General features: G+C 63.0%; 13 protein-coding genes. 3 read left to right on the top strand and 10 right to left on the bottom strand.

The window, feature by feature from the left end; all coding sequences use genetic code 11:
- Positions 1–7 precede the first annotated feature (7 nt).
- From ACSSVG_RS15190 to ACSSVG_RS15175, 4 genes are all read right to left on the bottom strand, one after another.
- Positions 8–880 carry a carbohydrate ABC transporter permease gene (locus ACSSVG_RS15190; RefSeq protein WP_231340764.1) on the bottom strand — a complete coding sequence of 291 codons (873 nt, stop codon included), beginning with the start codon at positions 878–880 and terminating at the stop codon, positions 8–10.
- Positions 880–1,854 (bottom strand): ABC transporter permease, encoded by a 975-nt coding sequence (locus tag ACSSVG_RS15185; protein WP_231340763.1) that lies wholly within the window; start codon positions 1,852–1,854, stop codon positions 880–882. Before ACSSVG_RS15185 ends, ACSSVG_RS15190 begins: the two co-directional genes overlap by 1 nt.
- On the bottom strand, positions 1,851–3,380 hold the full coding sequence (locus ACSSVG_RS15180) for an extracellular solute-binding protein (protein ID WP_492415451.1): 1,530 nt from the start codon (positions 3,378–3,380) through the stop codon (positions 1,851–1,853). The genes ACSSVG_RS15185 and ACSSVG_RS15180 overlap by 4 nt, the downstream gene beginning before the upstream one ends.
- A 225-nt stretch (positions 3,381–3,605) precedes the next feature.
- Positions 3,606–4,370, bottom strand: a complete 765-nt coding sequence (locus tag ACSSVG_RS15175) for a YesL family protein (RefSeq protein WP_492415449.1) — start codon at positions 4,368–4,370, stop codon at positions 3,606–3,608.
- A gap of 338 nt (positions 4,371–4,708) precedes the next feature.
- Here ACSSVG_RS15175 and ACSSVG_RS15170 point away from each other — a divergent pair, with 338 nt between their 5' ends.
- Positions 4,709–6,820 carry a DUF6807 family protein gene (locus ACSSVG_RS15170; RefSeq protein ID WP_492415447.1) on the top strand — a complete coding sequence of 704 codons (2,112 nt, stop codon included), beginning with the start codon at positions 4,709–4,711 and terminating at the stop codon, positions 6,818–6,820.
- A gap of 68 nt (positions 6,821–6,888) precedes the next feature.
- Positions 6,889–9,966 carry a family 78 glycoside hydrolase catalytic domain gene (locus tag ACSSVG_RS15165; RefSeq protein ID WP_492415445.1) on the top strand — a complete coding sequence of 1,026 codons (3,078 nt, stop codon included), beginning with the start codon at positions 6,889–6,891 and terminating at the stop codon, positions 9,964–9,966.
- Positions 9,967–10,024: 58 nt separating this feature from the next.
- Here ACSSVG_RS15165 and ACSSVG_RS15160 read toward each other — a convergent pair whose 3' ends face one another.
- The 6 genes from ACSSVG_RS15160 to ACSSVG_RS15135 all read right to left on the bottom strand — a co-directional run bounded on the left by ACSSVG_RS15160 (position 10,025) and on the right by ACSSVG_RS15135 (position 16,722).
- Positions 10,025–11,317: an ABC transporter substrate-binding protein gene (locus tag ACSSVG_RS15160; protein ID WP_492415443.1), complete on the bottom strand. Its 1,293-nt coding sequence runs from the start codon at positions 11,315–11,317 to the stop codon at positions 10,025–10,027.
- Between the two features lie 121 nt (positions 11,318–11,438).
- Positions 11,439–12,731 (bottom strand): MFS transporter, encoded by a 1,293-nt coding sequence (locus ACSSVG_RS15155; RefSeq protein WP_492415441.1) that lies wholly within the window; start codon positions 12,729–12,731, stop codon positions 11,439–11,441.
- 105 nt (positions 12,732–12,836) lie between these two features.
- Positions 12,837–13,478 carry a Poxvirus protein I5 gene (locus ACSSVG_RS15150; protein WP_231340782.1) on the bottom strand — a complete coding sequence of 214 codons (642 nt, stop codon included), beginning with the start codon at positions 13,476–13,478 and terminating at the stop codon, positions 12,837–12,839.
- Between the two features lie 34 nt (positions 13,479–13,512).
- Entirely contained in the window at positions 13,513–14,439 is a 927-nt protein-coding gene (locus ACSSVG_RS15145) for a carbohydrate ABC transporter permease (protein WP_492415439.1), read from the bottom strand.
- Positions 14,436–15,386, bottom strand: coding sequence for a carbohydrate ABC transporter permease (locus ACSSVG_RS15140; protein WP_492415437.1), 951 nt, complete (start codon positions 15,384–15,386; stop codon positions 14,436–14,438). The genes ACSSVG_RS15145 and ACSSVG_RS15140 overlap by 4 nt, the downstream gene beginning before the upstream one ends.
- Positions 15,387–15,435: 49 nt before the next feature.
- Entirely contained in the window at positions 15,436–16,722 is a 1,287-nt protein-coding gene (locus tag ACSSVG_RS15135) for an ABC transporter substrate-binding protein (protein WP_492415435.1), read from the bottom strand.
- A 208-nt stretch (positions 16,723–16,930) separates the two neighbouring features.
- On the opposite strand from ACSSVG_RS15135, the gene ACSSVG_RS15130 reads away from it, so the two are divergent.
- Positions 16,931–18,949, top strand: coding sequence for a beta-galactosidase (locus ACSSVG_RS15130; protein ID WP_492415433.1), 2,019 nt, complete (start codon positions 16,931–16,933; stop codon positions 18,947–18,949).
- The last annotated feature ends 65 nt before the right edge of the window (positions 18,950–19,014 follow it).

Below are 19,014 nucleotides of genomic sequence, written 5' to 3'. Positions count from 1 at the left end.
GCGGCGCCTAGCCCTTCACGGAACCGATCAGCATTCCCTTGGCGAAGTGCTTCTGCAGGAAGGGGTAGAAGACCAGGATTGGCAGGGTTGCCACCACGATCACAGCAAATTTGATGCCCTGTTCCGGCGGGATATAGGAGGGGTCCACGTTGCCGGTACCCAGGAGATCCGAAGCGGCCGTGACCTGGCGCAGGTACATCTGCAGGGTCCACATGTTGTTATCGCTCAGGTAGAGCAGGGGCGACATGAAGTCGTTCCAGATGCCCACCGCGTAGAACAGCGCGAACGTGGCCAGTACCGGCTTGGACAACGGCAAGAGGATCCGCCAGAGGATCCCGATTTCCGTGGCACCGTCCATCTTGGCCGACTCTTCCAACTCGGCCGGGAGCTCCTGGAAGAAGTTCTTGATGATGATCAGGCTGAACGGGTTGATGGCCGCCGGCAGGATAAGGGCCCAATACGAGTTCAGCAGGCCCAGGTCCTTGACCAGCAGGAATGTGGGAATCATGCCGCCGGAGAACACCATGGCGAAGACCACCAGGGACATGATCAGCTTCCGGCCCCGCAGGTTCTTCTTCGCCAACGGGTAGGCCATGGTCACGGTCAGGATGAGCTGGATCAGGGTGCCCACCAGCGTGACCAGCACAGTGGTGATCAGTGCCCGGGTGAAAGCCGGCGTGGAGAAGATGTACTCGTAGGCGCCCAGGGTGAATTGCTCGGGCCAGACGAAGAACGCCCGCCGGGTGATCTCGGCTTCGTTGGCGAAGGACCCGGCGATCACATAAATGAACGGCAGCAGGGTGATGATGCCGATCAGACTCAGGAAGACGTAGTTTGCGGCATCAAAAACCCGTCCGCCGCGGGTGTTGTGAATCTTCATTAGAACAATCCGCTCTGGTTGAACCGCTTGGACAGCCAGTTGGTGCCGAAGATCAGCACGATGCCCACCAGGGACTTGAACAGCCCGACGGCGGTGCTGTAGCTGTAGGCGCCTTGGGTGATGCCCACGAAGTACACGTAGGTATCGAAGACGTCGGCCACGCTGCGGTTGAGTGCGTTGGTCATGAGGTAGATCTGCTCGAAGCCGGTATTGAGCATCTGTCCGATGGCCAGGATGAGCATCACGATGATGGTGGACCGGATGCCCGGCAGGGTGATGTGCCAGACGCGACGGAACCTGCCGGCGCCGTCGATAATTGCCGCCTCATACTGGTCCTGGTCCACGGTGGCAAGCGCGGCGAGGAAGATGATGGTTCCCCAGCCGGTGTTCTTCCAGATTTCCTGGAGCACGATCAGAGGCCGGAACCAGTTGGGATCGGACAGGATGTCCACATTGGTGCCGAAGAGTCCGTTGACGAACTGGAACAACGGCCCAATATCCAACGCGAAGAGCAGGAAGCTCAGCGAGGCCACGATGGTCCAGGACAGGAAGTGCGGAATGTACACCAGTGTCTGGACGGTGCGCTTGAGCACCGACAGGCGGACCTCGTTGAGCAGCAGCGCCAAAATAATGGTCAAGGGGAATGCGATCCCCAGGTTCAGGAAGGCCAGGATCAGCGTGTTGCCCAGCAACCGGGGAAAGTCCGGGTTTGCGAAGAAATCCGTGAAGTTGGTGACGCCCACCCAGGGGCTGCCATTGACGCCCAGGAACGGAACGTAGTCCTTGAAGGCGATGGACACGCCGTACATGGGTCCGTACCGGAAGATCGCGAAGTACAGGACTCCGGGCAGCAACAGCAGATACAGCCACTTGTAATGCGCGAAGTGGACGGCGAACCCGCGCCGCCGCGCCGGGGCGGGCGGCGTGGTGGCCGCCCGCTCCGAGGCTTTGGCTTCTACAACGGGGGCTGTCACTTCTTGTTGTCCTGCCAGAGCTTGTTGATTTCTTCCTTGACCTTGTCACCGCCGCTGGTGTTCCACAGCTTGATGGCGTCCTTCAAGCCCTGCTCGTCGATCTGCCCTGCCAGGTACTTGATGCGGGCATCGGCCACGATGTTGTCCAGCTGGGCACCCTTGGCAACATAGGTGGGCGAAACGAACGCAGCTGCCGGGTTGTACACGGCGCTCTTGAGGTCCTCGGCCATGACGGCGACGCGGTCGTCAAAGACCTTCTGCTCATACTCGGAGGCCTGCTTGACGGGGTAGAAGTTGTTGCCGGTGACGTTGGTTCCCAGCTGGGCGAAGCTCTTGATGTCCGTGCTGACCACCTTGCCCTCCGGGGTCTCGGGCTTGATGGTGGCGGCGAGGCCTTCCTCCACCGTGAAGTTCACGCCCTCGATGCCGTTGTTCATGAGCACGGCAACTTCCTTGCTGTTCAGCTTGTCCAGGAAGGTGAGGACGTTCTTCAGGTCTGCCTCGGTCTTGACGCTGGCTTTGGGAATGGCGAGGAAGCCGGAGTAGCCGTCGGTGGGGTGGGCGTGCAGCTCACCGTCCGGCCCCTTCAGGCTGCCGACAAAGCCCACCTTGTTCTCGAAGTCATTCGGGTTGGCTTGCTTGAACAGGTTAATCAGCACGCTCACGCGGGAGTCGACGTCCACAATGATGCCGCCCTTGCCGTTGAAGAACGGCTCGTTCCACTTGGTGCCGTCAAACGTGGCGAAATCGGGGTTGATGAGTTTCTCGTCCACCATCTTCTTGACGAACTTGTTGGCCTCCAGGAATTCTTCGGTTTCGAAGCTCGGGACCAGCTTGCCGTCACGCTCGGTCCAGCGGTTGCCGGCGCCGTACCAGGTCTCGATCAGGTCGTACGGGCTGTTGGTTCCCAGCGCGCCCCATTTGGGGATGGTGATGCCGTAGGTGTCGTTCTGGCCGTTGCCATCCGGGTCCTGCTCGGTGAAGGCCTTGGCCACGTTGTAGAGATCTTCGGTGGTCTCGGGCGCTTTCAGCCCCAGCTTGTCCAGCCAATCCTGACGGAACATGACCGCAGCGCGGATGGGGTTGCGGCCGCGGTACACACCGTAGACCTTGCCGTTGACGCTGGCGTTTTGCTGGACCTCGGGGAAGGTGGTGGTGAGGTTGGGGTAGTCCTTCAGCTTGTCCGTCAGGTCCCAGAAGGCGCCGGCCTCAGCGTTCTTGACGAAGCCGGGCGTCTTTCCCTGGACCACCAGGACGTGTGGGATCTCCGATGATGCCAGCGTGATGTTCATTTTGTCTTCGTACGACGCGTTGGGCGTCCACGTGATGTTGACGTCCTTGCCCGTCAGCTCTTCGAGCTTCTTCTGCACGGCGCCGTCGGCTGTTGGCGGCTGCGCCTCCAGGAACGGCGCCATGATCTTGACGGATGAGAGGTCCGACGCCGGCGCTTCGCCACCACAGGCGGTCAGCGCCAGGGCTGCGGAAACGACGACGGCGGCGGCCAGCGTGTGTTTTCTACGGATCATTTTCTTACCTGCTCCACTTCATCGGGGTTGGTGTCTTTCGACTCTTGGTTTGACGGCACACCCGGGAACCTTTTAAGGCTCCACATGTGCTGGCCACTTGCATCTTGATACGTTTCATTAGTACTCACGCCGGATGCGCTGGGAACGAGTTCACTGCTTCCTTGAACATCGAGGGAGCGGTGAAGGATCGGCGGCCCGCTCAAAGCGGGACTGGCGCGGTTGAGCTCAGACAAGGCTGGCCTCCGTACTGTGGGTCGTGGTGGAAACAGGGCCGGCGCCGGACTGCGCGCTGGCGGCAGCTGCGGCCGGCGGTGGGCTGGCCGCGGACGCGGGACCCGATGCTGCGCCGCGGGCGGCCGCATCGCCGACGGTGGCTGCCATCGCCTCATCGTTGGCTGTAAAGAAACGGTCGCAAAGCCATCCCGTGACATAAAGCCACGCACCAATACCGAAGAAAGGAATCAGCCCCGGAATCGACCGGCACACGAACAGGGCGGCCGCCGTGACGAACAGGAGGATCACAGTTCCCGCCAGGTGCCGCACCGCAAAGCGTGAGGACATCAGGAAGTACCGGGGAAGGGAAAGCTCATAGCGGGCGAACATCGGGAACAGGTAGCAGACCGTGCCGGCGGCAAAGAGGGCCGCCATCAGGATTCCGGCGGAAGCGATCTGCGAGCCAAAGTCCCAGCCCGCCGAGAAGTAGGCCCAGTTCAGGCTCAGGGCGACACCCACAGCAATGAGGGGCAACCCCAAGGCGTTGCCCTTGGCGAAGTTCTTGAAATACTCCCTTGCGAAGCGCCGCATCAAGGGCGCAGCATTTCCCCGCACCTTGTCGCGGACCAGGACGTGGGCGGCAGCGGTGCTGGGCCCGACACCCAGGACAACCCCACCGAGGACAGTGAAGGCAATCCACAACACGTTCAGGCAAGCAATCCACACGAGCGTGTCGAAGAGCGTGTAGGCACGGAAACCAAATCCACCAGAGGCCATGGCGCTCCCCCTTTCTCCATCGTTGCAGAACAGGCCCGCATGACCGTGAGTGGCGATTGTCAGGGAGTCTCACTACAGCCGCTGGAGCCGGTCAGTCGGGGTTGGCCCACGTGGGCCATGTCACTAAGTAAACGCTTTCCCGTCAACTTAGACGCTGGGCAAGGGTGGAGTCAAGATGATTCTTGAATCGTTACATTTGCTGGGATCCCGCGCTACACTGGGCGGAGCCGGAACTGGGAAAGCGCTTGCTGGGTATAGCCTGAACCCGCCGGACCACTTTCGTGAATACCTTGACGACGGCGTCACAGCCTTCGTTGCAGCGCCAGCAGAGGAGAGCCATGGACACCCCTTCCATCGAGTCCATCACCAGCCCGAACCCCCGCGGGGATTCGCCTGCACTCGGAGAAAAGGCGGCGACCGGAGCAACCCGGGCCAAGCGATCAGCCCCAACACCTCGGACCGGACCGGCCCGGATTGCCTTGGTAGGTGTCCACGGCTTCGGAACGCATCACCTCCACAATCTGGAACGGCTCAGCGCACAGGGAGCGGTGGAACTCGTCGCCGTGGCCGACCCCAATCCCCCGTCCGCAGGAGCCCTGCCCGAAACCACCGCTGTCCACGAAAACCTGGACTCCTTGTTGGCAGGTGACCACCGCCCGGACATCATCATCGTGGCGACCCCCATCCAGACCCACGCCCCCTTGGCCCTTTCCGTGCTCGCTTCCCAGGCCGACCTCTATCTGGAGAAGCCTCCAGTGGCCTCCATGAATGACTTCCTCCGCCTCCAGGACGCCGCAAACGCAGCCGGTCGCAGTGTCCAGATTGGATTCCAGAGCCTCGGTTCCCAGGCACTTGCGGCGTTGGCGGAGCTGGCAAACGGCGGCGCCACGGAAGAGCTTCCCGGTATCGGCACCCTCAAGGGCATCTCTGCCACCGGCCGTTGGGTGCGCGACCGGGCTTACTACAAGCGCTCACGCTGGGCGGGCAAGCGCAGCCTCGATGGCGTGGACGTGGTGGATGGAGTTGCAACCAATCCCTTGGCCCATGCGATCGCGACTGCGTTGCGCATTGCCGGAGCCCGCCAAGCGGAGGACCTCGCCTTCGTGGACACGGATCTCTATCGCGCCAACGACATTGAAGCGGACGACACCTCAGTGACTCGCATGAAGACCGTGGACGGACTGCCCATCACCTGCGCCCTCACTCTCTGCGCCACTGAATCGGTGGAACCGTACGTCACGCTGCACGGGACCGAGGGAACGGCCGTATTCCACTACACCGAAGACCGCGTCACAGTCAGCACGGAAGCTGGTGACACCACCCATGTCTTCGGGCGGGACGATCTCACCGAGAACCTGCTCCAGCACCTCACCGACGGCGTGCCCCTGCTCAGCCCGTTGGATCACAGCGGCGCCTTCATGCGCGTCGTGGAAGCCATCCGGACTGCCGAGGCACCGGCTTTGATTCCCACGGAATACGTGACGTGGGTTGGAACGGGCGATCAAGCCCATGCCGTGATCCCGCACATCGAAGACATCCTGAAACGGGCCACGCTCGCCCATGTCACGTTCTCCGAGCTCGGCCTCCCTTGGGCACGGCCAACCTCCGCTGGCACCGAGGCTCTCTTCACTCCGGGCGGTGCCGGAAGCGATGGTCCAGATGCAGTCCTCCGCAGTGGAAGCGGCCTTGATACTGCGTTGTCGCCGAGGCCTTACCTTCATCCGGTGGCCACTCCGGGCGGCGTTGTAGTGACGGATCACCTGGCGTCGGACCATGTCTGGCATCTCGGCGCGGGATTCGCGCTGCAGGATGTCAACGGCAGCAACTTTTGGGGCGGCCGTAGCTATCGACGGACCGCGGGAAAATACCTGGCCTTGAACGACCACGGCAGGATCGGGATCGCGGCAATCACTCGCGGGTCGGAACACACCAGGGCGGACCTGCACTGGCTCGGAGCAGATGGCGGCTTGCTCCTGGAGGAGCGCCGTACTTTCCGCCGTACGCTCATCAACCCGAGCACGTGGCGAATGGACATCACAACGGAGCTCACCGCCGTCGTGGATGCCGCGCTGGGGAGCCCAGGGTCCCACGGTGCGGCCGGGAGCGGCTACGGCGGCTTCTTCTGGAGGCTTCCTGTCAATGCGTCGACGCGTATCTTTTCCTCCACAGCCGAGGGCGAACCGGCCGTGCACGGCTCAGTGACCCCGTGGCTGGCATGGACTGGAGAGTTCGACGGCGGCCCTGCAACGTTGGTGTTTGGCGCACCGGCCGAGTCCTCCGACCCATGGTTCGTCAGGTGCAGCGGCTACCCGGCCGTCGGTTCGGCACTGGCCTGGGATACGGCCCAGATGCTTGCCGCGGGCGAGTCCCTCACCCGCTCCTTCACGGTGTGGATCAGCGACGGAACACTGGATATGGGGGAAATCGAAGGGTTGGTGGCCAGCCGATGAGCTCCGGTGCCACACGATCACCACTGGCCGCCACGAACCTCACGGTCGGGGGCCTGACACAGTGTTTGATGGCACCGGCCGTGCCAAGGTTCGGTTGGTTGCTTGATGCAGGCCACTCCGCGAGCGCGGGGCAATCATTCCAGGCCGCCTACCGCCTCCGGGTGATGGACCGCGCGGGAACAGAAGTGTGGGATTCGGTCACGGTTGTCACGGACCAGCAGCACCACCTTCCCTACACAGGCCCGGAGCTGACCCCGGACAGCGACTACCAATGGACGGTGCAGCTTACCGACTCCACCGGCGCTGTGGGTGAACCCTGCGCTCCTGCCGCTTTCAGCACGGGTCTCTTCGAGTCCACCGCCGACGGCTGGGCTGCGGAGTGGATTCACCGCGAACCCGGCGGACGTGCACCACTGGAACAGGTGAATGGACTGCTGCGGGTGAGCGGCTCGCCTTATCTTCCGTGGCCAGCCCTACCCAACGGCACCACCACTATTAGTGCCCGTTTCCGCCTGCGGCTGGGTACCGCGGGAATCCTCCTTCGCAGTGAAGGCCCTGGTTCAGGTCTGTTGCTGGAGATCAAGCCGAACCGCTCTGCCCTCCTGCGTCCCGCCCCCGATTGGGAGATCGGCGCAATGTCGGCCCCGATCACTCAACCATTGGCCGAAACGCCGACCTTTGAAGCAACAGCCTCTTCGCGCGCCGGCGCTCTGCCCGAGGACGGCTGGCAGGACCTGGTGGTCACCGACGACGGGCAGCGCATCACTGTCAGCATCGACGGTGACCTCGCCCTGGACACCGAAGTCCCCGGCAACACCTCCACGGGCATCGCATTCCATCAAGGGCCACGCAGCCAGGCGGAGTACTTGTCGGTTCGAGTCCAGGGTGGCGGGGCTACCCTCCTGGAAACTGACTTCACCACACCCGGCGCCCTCAACGGCTGGACCACCACCACTCCCCTCCGCCAGCCCGACGAGTGGACTCTCGTAAAAGCCACCTTCAACCTCAAGCGTCCCGTGGTCCGTGCCCGTCTCTACGCTGCCGCGAGCCACCACGCCGCGTTCACCATCAACGGCAGCCCGTGCCTGGAGACCACCAATTTCGGGTACCCGGGCGAGCAGTTCTACAACGCCGCCGACGTCACTGACACACTGCAGTCGAGCGGTACCGCCACCTTGACCGCCGTCGCCCATTGGTATGGTCCCGGCCAGGGCCGCGCCGCCAGCCGCCCCGGCCTGCTGGCCCAGATGACAGTGGAGTACGACGACGGCACCCGGGACGTGTTCGGATCAGGGCCCGGGTGGCTGGTGGCCGAAGGTCCGTATCGGCAGAGCGGATACCGAAACGACGAGGGCGATCCCATCGAGCATTTCGATGCGACGGCCTGGCTGGAACCACAGCAATGGCACCCGGCCATCTCCCTCGGAACCCACCCGGTCCCCGACTTCCCACACCTGCGACCCAACCATGCGGGCGTCGCACGTCACTCCACGGCCGCCGTCGACATTTTCACGGCCGACGACGGAACCCCTGTGGCGGACTTCGGCGCAGTGATTCCAGGGCGCCCCGTGGTGGACTTTCTCCGTGGGGAGCAGGGGCGGACCGTGATGCTCCGGGCAGGCTACAACCTCCGGGCCGACCGTCGCGTGGACACTGGAAAGACACCCAGCCAGAACACGGACATGTCGTTCCCCTTTACTCAGGGAGACGGTCCGCAACGCTACGAGGCGGCCGTGCACCTGGGCTTCCGCTACCTCGAAATGCCTGGCATGGAGCTCGCAGACCTCGGCGCGGTCGGCGCAACAGTGATCCATGCCGAACACCCGTCCGAAGGCACCTTCCACAGCTCCGACGACACCCTGAACAGGGTCTTCGCCCTCCTCCGGAACTCAGCGTTGTTCGGCGTGCAGGAGCAGTTCGTGGACACGCCCACCCGCGAGAAGGGCCAGTTCCTGGGCGACGCCGTGAACATCTCGTACGCCACCATGGCCCTGTTTGGTGAGCGTCACTTCACGGCCAAAGCGTTGCGCGAATTCGCGGGATCTGCCAAGCGCTACTGGCAGGATCCTGCTGAGCGTGGGCGTTACAACGCGGTCTACCCCAACGGCGACGGGAAGCGCGACATCCCGGATTTCTCGCTCATGATGCCCGAATGGGTGGAGGACTACCACCGGCTCAGCGGGGATGGTGCGCTGGTCCGGGAGCTCCTCCCCTGCCTTCAGGACACGGCGGAGTACGTGCTCCGGCACATCCCGTCGGATGGCCCCACCGCAGGGCTGGTCACCGATCTGGGCGGCGGCGGTGGCCCCTACCTCCATGGCATCGTGGACTGGCCGGCGCCGGGCCGCTTCGGCTACGACATGGACTGCGCGGCGCGCACCACAGTGAACGCCCAGTCGTGGTCAGTGCTCGACGCCGTCAGCCGGCTCTGCGCGTCCGCTGGCCTTGCGCCCGGGGCCGCCCGGTACAGGGAAGCGGCGGCATCGCTGGCTGGACGGATCAACTCGCGGCTCAGGGTGGACGGCGTGATGGTGGACGGCTTGTACGCCGACGGCCGCCCCAGCTTGAATGCTTCCCAGCACGCGACCTCTTTCCCGTTGTCGCTGGGGATCACTCCCGCTGAACACGTGGCGAAGGATGCCGAACGCATCGCCGGGATGGGGATGCGGCAGGGTCCCATGACCGTGCACCGGCTGCTGCGTGCGCTGCTCTCCCAAGGGCGGGTGGACGATGTCCTGGATCTCCTCACTGACCCCAGCCAACCCGGGTGGGCGCGCTTGCTCGAAGCCGGAGGGTCCTTTACCTGGGAGGCCTGGGAGCTTGATGAGGGCACGGATTACAGCCAATCCCACGCGTGGTCAGCCTCCGTGGTCCGGGAGATCCTTGAGTACCTCCTCGGTGTCCGCGTCACCGCACTGGGGGCGTCCGCCGTCGTGATTCAGCCGCCGGTATGCCGACTGGAAGCTGCCGGGGGAAGCGTGCCCACCCAGCGCGGATTCATTGCTGTCTCCTGGCGTCGAACGGCCGCTGGCATGGAGTTGGAGTGCACCATCCCCGCTGGCGTTACTGCCCAGGTGGTCCTCCCGGAGCGGACCATCGACGTCACCCCGGGAACGTGGCATTTCACGCCGCGAGGTGACACTTAATGCCAATGTTCCTTCTCGGAACTGTCATCAAGTGCCACCCCGCGTGCCCGATCAGGGACTAGCCCAGCGCGCTCTTCGCTTCGTCCATGGCCTTCTTGGCAGCTTCTGCGGGTGACATCCGGTTGAAGTGTACTTCCAGGCCGTAACGACCAAAGGCCTCGACGGCGGAACTGGAACCTGCCGGCGGCACGGGCACTGAGTCTCCCAGTTCGGAGGAGATTTCGTCGATGAACTTGGCAGTGGCGGCGTCCTCCGGCGTCAGCTTGGGAAGGACAGCGGCACGGACCTCCGAGTTGCCCGGAATACCCCGGTCTGCCAAGGCAATTTCGCCGGCCTCCACATTGTTGGCGAGGAAGTCGATGAACTTCTGCACCTCAACCGGGTGTTTGGTCCGGGAACTCGCGGACCAGAACTGGGATGACTTGTAGAACTGCTGTGCGCTGGCGGCATTGCCGTCCGTGCTCGGCGGGCGGTGGATCTCAAGCGGCTGGCCCGAGGCTTTGGTGAGGGCGCTCAGCTGGTTGGACCAGTACCAGGCAAGACCAAACCTGTTGGTGGCCAGGCCCTGCTGATCCACCGACGCTGTGGCGTCCTCGGTCATCACTGAAGCGGGAGGCACCGCCTTGGAGTCGCGGAGTTCAGCCTGGTATTCGTACCAGCCCGTGAGGTCGCCCTCGTCAAAACCGAACTTGCCGTCGGAGGTGAACAGCGATTTGCCGTGCTGGCGGAACCATAGGTTCATGGGAGCGTCGCCGCTGACGGCACCCGAGCCATAAACACCGCTCTTGCTGCCTTCGGTGATGGAGGCAGCCGTCTTGTTGTACTCATCCCAGGTCCACGTCTTGTCATCGGGCAAGGTGACACCGCTGGCTGTGAGGAGCGAAGGGTTCGCCAAGACTACCTGGGCGTTCACGCCTGCAGTAACGGCGTACTGCTTGCCTTCAACCTTGCCTGCATCTGCCACGGCAGGATCGAACTTGCCGAGGTCCACATCCTTCAGTTCGAGGAGTGCCCCGCGTTCGGCGTACTCACCCAGGTAAGCGGCGTCCATTTGGATGATGTCCGGGGCGTCCTGCGATGCGACCTGGGTGGCCAGCTTGTCCCAATAGCCGGACCAGTCGCCGTACTCACCTTTGACCTTGATGGTGGGATTTTCCGCTTCGAAAGCGTCAATGAGTTTTTGGGTCATCTTGTGGCGAACATCCGAACCCCACCAGCTGAAGCGAAGGGTGACGGTTCCATCGGAGGAGGCTTGCTGGGAGCCGCCTCCACAACCGGTCAACGTGATGGCGACGGCGGCTGCGGCCGCTGCTACTTTCGCGGCTAATTTTCTGCGTGCTCGAGGAGACATCAAACGTCCTTATCTGAGTCGTGCGCTACGGGGAGAAAACGCTTTCTCAGCCTAGGTGTGCGCTACATCACTCGTCAAGGGAGTTTTTGTTTGTTTGAGCTATCACTTTTAACAAAAGCGCTCAGACTGCCGTGCGGGTACGCCGGGCTGAATACCTCCACAGCAGGAGCCCAATCACCACTGCAGACGCCATGCCCAACGCCCCTGTGACCACCAGCCCGGTTCGTACGCCGAAGTCCTCCGTCAGCCAGCCGGCAAGCAGCCCACCCAAAGCGTGACCGCCCAAAAGCAACGGAAAGTAGAGGGCAAGAACCCGGCCGCGTACGCTTGCACCCGCTTCAAGCTGCACTGCGGTGGCTGCACTGGTGAGGAACACCAGCGTCATGAAGCCAACCACAATCAACATCACCACGAACCACTCCTGCGTGGGCATCAGGGCAGCGAGCAACTGCGTCAGCCCGAAGAGTCCAGCACTGGCAACGATCCCCTTACGGCCAAACTTCTTGATCCGTGTAGCCACCAGCGCACCAGCCAGGGCGCCCAACGCACTGACCGTATTGAAGAGACCGAATCCGGCAGGACCGCTATGCCACACACCGTCCGCAAAAGCGGCGAGGACCACGGGGCCGTTCATTCCAAATGCGCCCAGCAAGCCCGCCAGGAGCATCGTCAGCAGGAGGGGAGGTCGTGCCCGGACAAAGCGGAACCCGGCAAGGATCTGACCTTTGCGCGCCGTGGGATCAGGAGATTCGGGAGAATGGTGCAGCTCGTCGGGCCTGATGGATGCAATCATCACCAGGACCGCCACCCCAAGACAGGCGTTGGCAGCGAACGCCGCCGCCGGTCCTGCCTGGGCAATGACGACGCCGGCCAGGGCAGGTCCGGCCATGGCACCCAGTTGGCCAACGGCGCTGTTCAGGCCAATTGCTGCTGGCAGCCCGGCATCGCCCACCACCTCATTGACGAACACTTGGCGTGCCGGTCCATCAATGGCACTGGTGATCCCCAACGCGATGCAGGAGGCGTAAACCACCCAAACGTCGCTGCCGCCCATCGCGTTCCATACAGCCAGGCCGGCGGCCAGCAATGCGGCGACGGACTGGCAGACCAGGAGGATGCGGCGTTTTGGGAAAAGGTCCACCAGAACGCCACTGATGGGGCCCACTACCAGCATGGGAAGGAACTGGAGCGCGACGGCGAGGCCCACTGCGGCCGGGCTTCCTGTCAACTGCAGCACCAGCCAATCCTGCGCCAACCGCTGCATCCACACGCCACCGCTCCCCACCAAGGACAGCGCGACGAAGACCCGGTAATTGTGGTGCCGCAGCGGGTAGTGCCAGGACTCCATGGAGCGGGCACGCGCTGCCGGAGCTTTGGTGGATTTGGGGCGCAGTGGGAACGGGCGCGGCGACACGGGGCGGTCTGCTCGATTCAGCGGGTTGGGGGCGGATTCTTATGGAGTTTTTGTACAGCTAATGCCCTTAAGGAGGCTCCTAAAGGGCATTAGCTGTACAAAAACTCAGCGATGGGAGCGGATCTTGATGGCTGCCGCGGCCAGGACCAGGGTCCCGGGCACGATCACGAACAGGGCCTGCAGCATCCAGACGAAGACAACGGTCATGAAGACGGCCGCGAGCAGGAGGAGCGAACCACTCCAGTCGCGCAGCGAATCAGCTTTGGCGCTGGCGTAGGCGGCAGCCCAGCGTTGCTGGCCCGGTACCTCAACAGGCTGCTGGCCTGCATCGCCGTCCCAGTTCACCCCGCCGCTCCAGTTGGCGGCGATCCGCAGGAAGAGGACCGCCCCTGCCGCGGCGAGAATCAGGGTGGCGGGCAGGATGGCTGCCCGGCCGGGCAGTTGACCCACCAGAGCGAGCAACAGGTTCAAGACAATCACGACGGCGGCTGCCGCCGTCGTGATTCCCATCTTCCAACTGCCTGGAAGCGCGCGGCGGAAGTTCCCCCACAAGCTGCGGAGGGAATCGTCCCTGCCGCTGAGGTGCCTCTCCAGGTGCGCGACGCCGGCCGCATAGGCAGCCGGCGCCGTCACCAAGGGGACGGACAAGAGGAGCACGATGACCCCCGCAAGGATGGTCTCGGCGAAGAGGGCAAAGCGGTTGACCGGGATGCCGGGCTTCCCCGACGACTTGCCGGTGGCGTTCATGGTGCTCATCTTTCAGTACTCGTTTCCGTGTCCGTCAGCCTTTGAGGCCCTGTGTTGAAACGCCTTCGACGATGTAGCGCTGGAAGACGAGGAAGAAGACCAGGACCGGGAGGAGCGCCAGTACGGACATGGCGATCATGGCGCCGTAGTCCGAGGATTGGGTCTGGTCCACGAAGAGCCGCAAGGCCAGGGGCAGCGGGTATTTTTCCGGAGTGTTGAGGTAGAGCAGCGGGCCCAGGAAATCGTTCCAGCTCCAAATGAAGGAGAAGATCGAGGTGGAAATCAGGGCCGGTTTCATGAGCGGGAGCATGATGGACCCGAAGATCCTCACGTGCCCTGCGCCGTCGATGCGGGCTGCCTCGTCCAGTTCGGCCGGGAGGCCACGCATGAACTGGACCATGAGGAACACGAAGAACGCGTCCGCGGCGAGGAACTTGCCGATCAGCAACGGTACGTAGGTGTCCACGAGGCCGAGCTGTTGGAACACGATGTACTGCGGGATGATCACCACGTGGAAGGGCAGGAGCAAGGTGGCGATCATCATGCCGAAGAACAGTCCACGGCCGGGAAAGTTGATCCTCGCGAACGCGTAGGCCGAGATGGACGCCGAGAGGACCGTTCCCACCACGGCGCCGACGGCCAGGATCAACGAGTTGGTGAAGAACGTCAGGGTGGAGACCCCGCCGATGCCTTCCATGGCGGTGGCGAAGTTATCGAAGCTGAAGTTATCCGACCACAACGCATTGTTGGCGCCGCCGATCTCGGAGTTCGGCTTGAAGGATGAGGCGATCATCCATAGGGCCGGGTAGAGGACCATCGCCACCAGGGCCAGGGCAATGATGTGGAAGATGGTGCTCTTGATGCGTTTGACCGTGGTGGACTCGGACTTCGGGTTGTAGACCGGCGCCGGAGTCGCGGGCGTTGTGGGTTGGTTTTGGGTGGGTGTTGCCATGGTTGTCATTTCGAATCACCGCTGTAGTGGACCCAGGACTTGGAGGTCTTGAAGAAGATCAGCGTGATGATGCCGACCACGATCACCAGGAGCCAGGCCATGGCCGAGGCGTAACCCATCCGGAAATCGGAGAAACCGCGCAAGTACAGGTAGAGGGTGTAGAAGAGGGTGGAGCCTGCCGGGCCGCCCTCACCGTTGGAGATGATGTAGGCCGAGGCGAAAATCTGGAACGCATGGATGGTTTCCATCAGCAGGTTGAAGAAGATCACCGGGGAGAGCATGGGCCAGGTGATGTTGATGAACTTCCGGACCGGACCGGCGCCGTCCATCGACGCTGCCTCGTAAAGGTCGGCGGGGATCTGCTTCAGGCCGGCCAGGAAAATCACCATCGGGGCACCGAACTGCCACACGGTCAGCAGGATCATCATGCCCATGGTCATGTCCGGGTTGCCCACCCAGCCGCCAAGGTTGATCCCGAAGAAGGACAAGCCCTGGTCCACGGGACCGGAATCGCCAAACATGGCCTTCCACACGATCGCGATGGAGACCGACGCTCCGATCAGGGACGGTGCGTAGAACGCGGAGCGGTAGAAACCCTGGCCCTTGCGTTTGCTGTTGAGCAGCATCGCGATCGCCAACGCCGCCACGAGTTTGAGCGGGGTACCGAAGACCACATACTGCATGGTCACGCCCACGGACTGCAGGAACCGTTCGTCCTGGAACAGCGAGGTGTAATTGTCCAGGCCGATCCACTTGGGGGCATCGAAGAGGTTGTAGTTGGTGAAGGACAGGTACAGCGAGGAAATCATCGGGCCCACGGTCAGGGCGATGAATCCCAGTAGCCAGGGCAACAGGAACGTGTAGCCGGCGCGGGCGTCCGCCCCGCGCCGCCGCGATTTACGCGGCTGCGAGGGAACGGACGCGGTGCGCCTGCTCAGGGTTGGGCTTTGAGTCACAAGATCAGTCCGTCAGTTGGGAAGGCCGGTTCAGACACAGAAGGTCTGCTTAGGCGTTCTGCTTGATGAGGTCTTCGGCTTCCTTGAACCACGCATCCGCTGCGCCGTCCACGGTGAGCTTGCCGTAGTTCAGGTCCTGGGCGACCCGCTTGAACGTGGACTCCAGCGTGCCGAACCCAACAATGGGCGGCTCCGGGGCGTCCTTGAGGTACTTCTCGATGGACTTCTCGTAATCGACCACCAGTTTGTCGGTGCCTTCGAACGTGGTCCCGTCGCGCTGGGTCTTCGACGCCGGAACACCGCGGGAGGTCTTGAAGATCTGGCCCACCTCGGGATCGTTGACCATGAAGTCAATGAACCGGGCAGCAGCGTCCTTGTACTTGGTCTTCGCGCTGGCCACCATCAGCATGGACGGCTTCAGGAACAGGCCCAGGTTCTCCGGATCATCCGAGGGAACAGGGACCAGCTTGAGTTCCTTCGCACCGGAGTCCGCGAGGTAACCGGCCATGAAGTTATCCCATGTCACTTCCGTGGCCGTGACGTTGGAGCCGAACGGGGACTTGGGCAGCAACTGCGTGGCCTTGTCCTCCCCCACAATGGCCCCGGTGCCGCGCAGATCCGCGGTCAGGTTGAACCACTCCTTCAGATCATCCTTGGAGAACCCAAGCTTGCCTTCGTCCGTGAAGGCCTTGATGTTGTTCTGCCGCAGCCAGATGTTGAAGTTCCACCAGATGCCGGTGTAGTCGGTGCCGCCGAACAACGTCCCGTTGCCCTTGGCGCCAACCTCGGCCAGGAACGCGTTGAACTCCTTGTAGGTCCAGGACCCATCCGGCTCCGCGATACCCAAGGAAGCAAGCTTGGCAGGATCATAATAAACAGCAAAAGCATTCGTGCTGGTCGGGATGCCGTACGTCTTGCCACGGATCTGGCCCGACGGCAACAAAGACTTCTCGAAAGCGTCCGTGTTGACCTTCACCGTGCCCAGGTCAAGGAGCTGGTTCCGCTGGCCGTAGTCACGCAGGTAGGACAAATCCCACTGCATCACGTCCGGCAAGCCACCACCGGCAGCCTCGGTGGCGCGCTTCTGCCAATACCCCGCGAAGTCGGAGAAGTTGCCGTTGACCTTGATATCCGGGTTCTTGGACTCAAACAACGCAATAGCCTTGCGGGTACGCTCAGCGCGGTCGTCGTTGCCCCACCACGTGTACGTAATGGTCACGGGATTCTCCGCCGAACCAGCCTGTCCAGCGGTCGAGGACTGGCCACACGCGGCCAGGAATGCAGCAGATGCAGTGCCCAAAGCCACCGTGCCCAGGAACTTCCTTCTATCAATCATGAGAGCCTCCTTGCTCAGTTGGTGCAAGTTTGTCGAGTTATCTACAACGTGGCAGTGATCTCGCTTACACTCGTTCTGAATCGATACAATATCCCTAAACCGGGATCTGGGCAAGCGTTTTCCAAAGAGTACGTTTTCCCGGATACGCTGCACTCATACCTCCTGCACCACCCGCACCAGCCCGGCCAACTTGACGAAGGAGTCCCCCTTGACCTCCCCCGAAATCCCCCGCAGTCGATCTGTCTGGCACAGCGTTGACGGCCTCGCCTACGGCGGCGACTACAACCCGGAGCAGTGGCCTGAAGACATCCGGCTCGAGGACATCGAGCTCATGAAGGAAGCCGGCGTAAACTTCCTCAGCGTCGGTATCTTCTCCTGGGGACTCCTGGAACCCGCCGAAGGCACCTACGACTTTGGCTGGCTGGATGACGTGATGGACAACCTCCATGGCGCTGGCATCAAGGTGGCGCTGGCGACGGCCACCGCGTCACCGCCGGCATGGCTGGCCCGCAAGTACCCCGAAATCCTCCCCGTCACCGCGGAAGGAGTCACGCTGGAGCGTGGCTCGCGGCGCCACTACACGCCGTCGTCCTCTGTCTACCGCCGCTACGCCACCGCCATGACGCGCATGATCGCCGAACGGTACAAAGACCACCCGGCCCTGGCACTCTGGCACGTTGACAACGAACTCGGCTGCCACGTTGGCGAGTTCCACGGCGAAGAAGACGCCGCCGCATTCCGCGCCTGGCTGGAACGCCGATACGGTTCCATCGAGGCCCTCAACGAAGCCTGGGGAACGGCCTTCTGGTCCCAGCACTACGCCTCATTCGAGGAAATCATCCCACCCGGCGCGGCCCCCACCACCCTCAACCCAGGCCAGCAGTTGGACTTCGCACGGTTCAACTCCTGGGTGTTCATCGATTACTACCGTGAGCTGCTGGCCGTGATCCGCGAGGTCACACCGGAAATTCCGGCCACCACCAACTTCATGGTCTCCAGCGCCACCAAGACCCTGGACTACTTCGACTGGTCCAAGGACATGGACGTCATTGCCAACGACCATTACCTGGTGGCGGCGGACCCGGAGCGCGAAATCGAGTTGGCCTTCAGCGCCGATCTCACCCGCGGCGTAGCGGGCTGCCAGCCCTGGATCCTCATGGAACACTCGACGTCCGCGGTCAACTGGCAGCCGCACAACCAGCCCAAGATGCCCGGCGAAATGCTCCGCAACTCGCTGGCGCACGTGGCCCGCGGAGCCGATGCCGTGATGTTCTTCCAGTGGCGGCAGAGCAAGGCCGGCTCGGAGAAATTCCACTCAGCCATGGTTCCGCACGGCGGCCGCGACACGCAGGTGTGGCGCAATGTGGTGGACCTCGGAGGGGCTTTGGCCAAGCTGGAACCCGTCAGGGGCTCCCTGGTGGAATCACGGGTTGCGATCATCTTCGACTACGAGGCCTGGTGGGCTTCGGAACTGGATTCGCACCCGAACAATTCGCTGAAATACCTCGACACGATGCGCGCCTTCCACCGGGCTTTGTATCTGCGCGGGATCACCGCGGACTTCGTCCACCCCTCCGCCAACCTCGCCGGTTACGACCTCATCCTGGCCTGCACCCTCTACGCCGTGACGGATGCCGCGGCTGCTTCAATATCCGCCGCCGCCGAGGGTGGGGCCACGGTGCTGGTCAGCTACTTCAGCGGGATCGTCGACGAACGGGACCACGTCCGCTTGGGCGGATACCCCGGCGCCTTCCGCGAACTCCTGGGCATTCGCAGCGAGGAATTCCACCCGCTTTTCCCCGGAACCTCCGTCACGTTGAGCGACGGATCCACGGGCTCCGTATGGAGCGAACACGTGCACGCGGACGCCTCGACGGAGGTTGTTGCCACCTTCACCGACTACCCGCTCGACGGCGTCCCGGCACTGACGCGCCGCGTTGTCGGAACCGGTTCCGCCTGGTATCTCGCAACGCTTCCCGACGCCGGAAGCATCGACTCCTTGACCGCGCGACTGGTGGAGGAAGCCGGGGTGACGGCCGTGGCCGAGGCGGCTGCCGGCGTCGAACTTTCCCGCAGGCGCGCCGCAGACGGCCGCAGCTTCCTGTTCGCCATTAACCACAGCAGGGAGGACGCCACCGTGAAGTCCGACGGCGAGGAACTCCTCAGCGGTGGTCGCTTCGGTGGCGTTGTACCCGCTGGAGCCGTGGCCGTCATCGCGGAAGACTGACACAACACGCAAGAACCGCGCCCCGGGCTGATCACGAATGATCGCCCGGGACGCGGCTCCCGTTG

Source organism: Paenarthrobacter sp. E2MeOHC11 (assembly GCF_058744955.1).
The sequence above is the reverse complement of the archived record's forward strand: the minus strand, read 5'-3'. Positions and strand labels throughout refer to the sequence as shown.

Excerpts from the sequence above, each read along its gene's own strand:
- ACSSVG_RS15190 (WP_231340764.1), bottom strand. The coding sequence starts at position 880 with ATGAAGATTCACAACACCCGCGGCGGACGGGTTTTTGATGCCGCAAAC.
- ACSSVG_RS15180 (WP_492415451.1), bottom strand. The coding sequence starts at position 3,380 with ATGATCCGTAGAAAACACACGCTGGCCGCCGCCGTCGTCGTTTCCGCA.
- ACSSVG_RS15175 (WP_492415449.1), bottom strand. The coding sequence starts at position 4,370 with ATGGCCTCTGGTGGATTTGGTTTCCGTGCCTACACGCTCTTCGACACG.
- ACSSVG_RS15170 (WP_492415447.1), top strand. The coding sequence starts at position 4,709 with ATGGACACCCCTTCCATCGAGTCCATCACCAGCCCGAACCCCCGCGGG.
- ACSSVG_RS15165 (WP_492415445.1), top strand. The coding sequence starts at position 6,889 with ATGGCACCGGCCGTGCCAAGGTTCGGTTGGTTGCTTGATGCAGGCCAC.
- ACSSVG_RS15160 (WP_492415443.1), bottom strand. The coding sequence starts at position 11,317 with ATGTCTCCTCGAGCACGCAGAAAATTAGCCGCGAAAGTAGCAGCGGCC.
- ACSSVG_RS15150 (WP_231340782.1), bottom strand. The coding sequence starts at position 13,478 with ATGAACGCCACCGGCAAGTCGTCGGGGAAGCCCGGCATCCCGGTCAAC.
- ACSSVG_RS15145 (WP_492415439.1), bottom strand. The coding sequence starts at position 14,439 with ATGACAACCATGGCAACACCCACCCAAAACCAACCCACAACGCCCGCG.
- ACSSVG_RS15135 (WP_492415435.1), bottom strand. The coding sequence starts at position 16,722 with ATGATTGATAGAAGGAAGTTCCTGGGCACGGTGGCTTTGGGCACTGCA.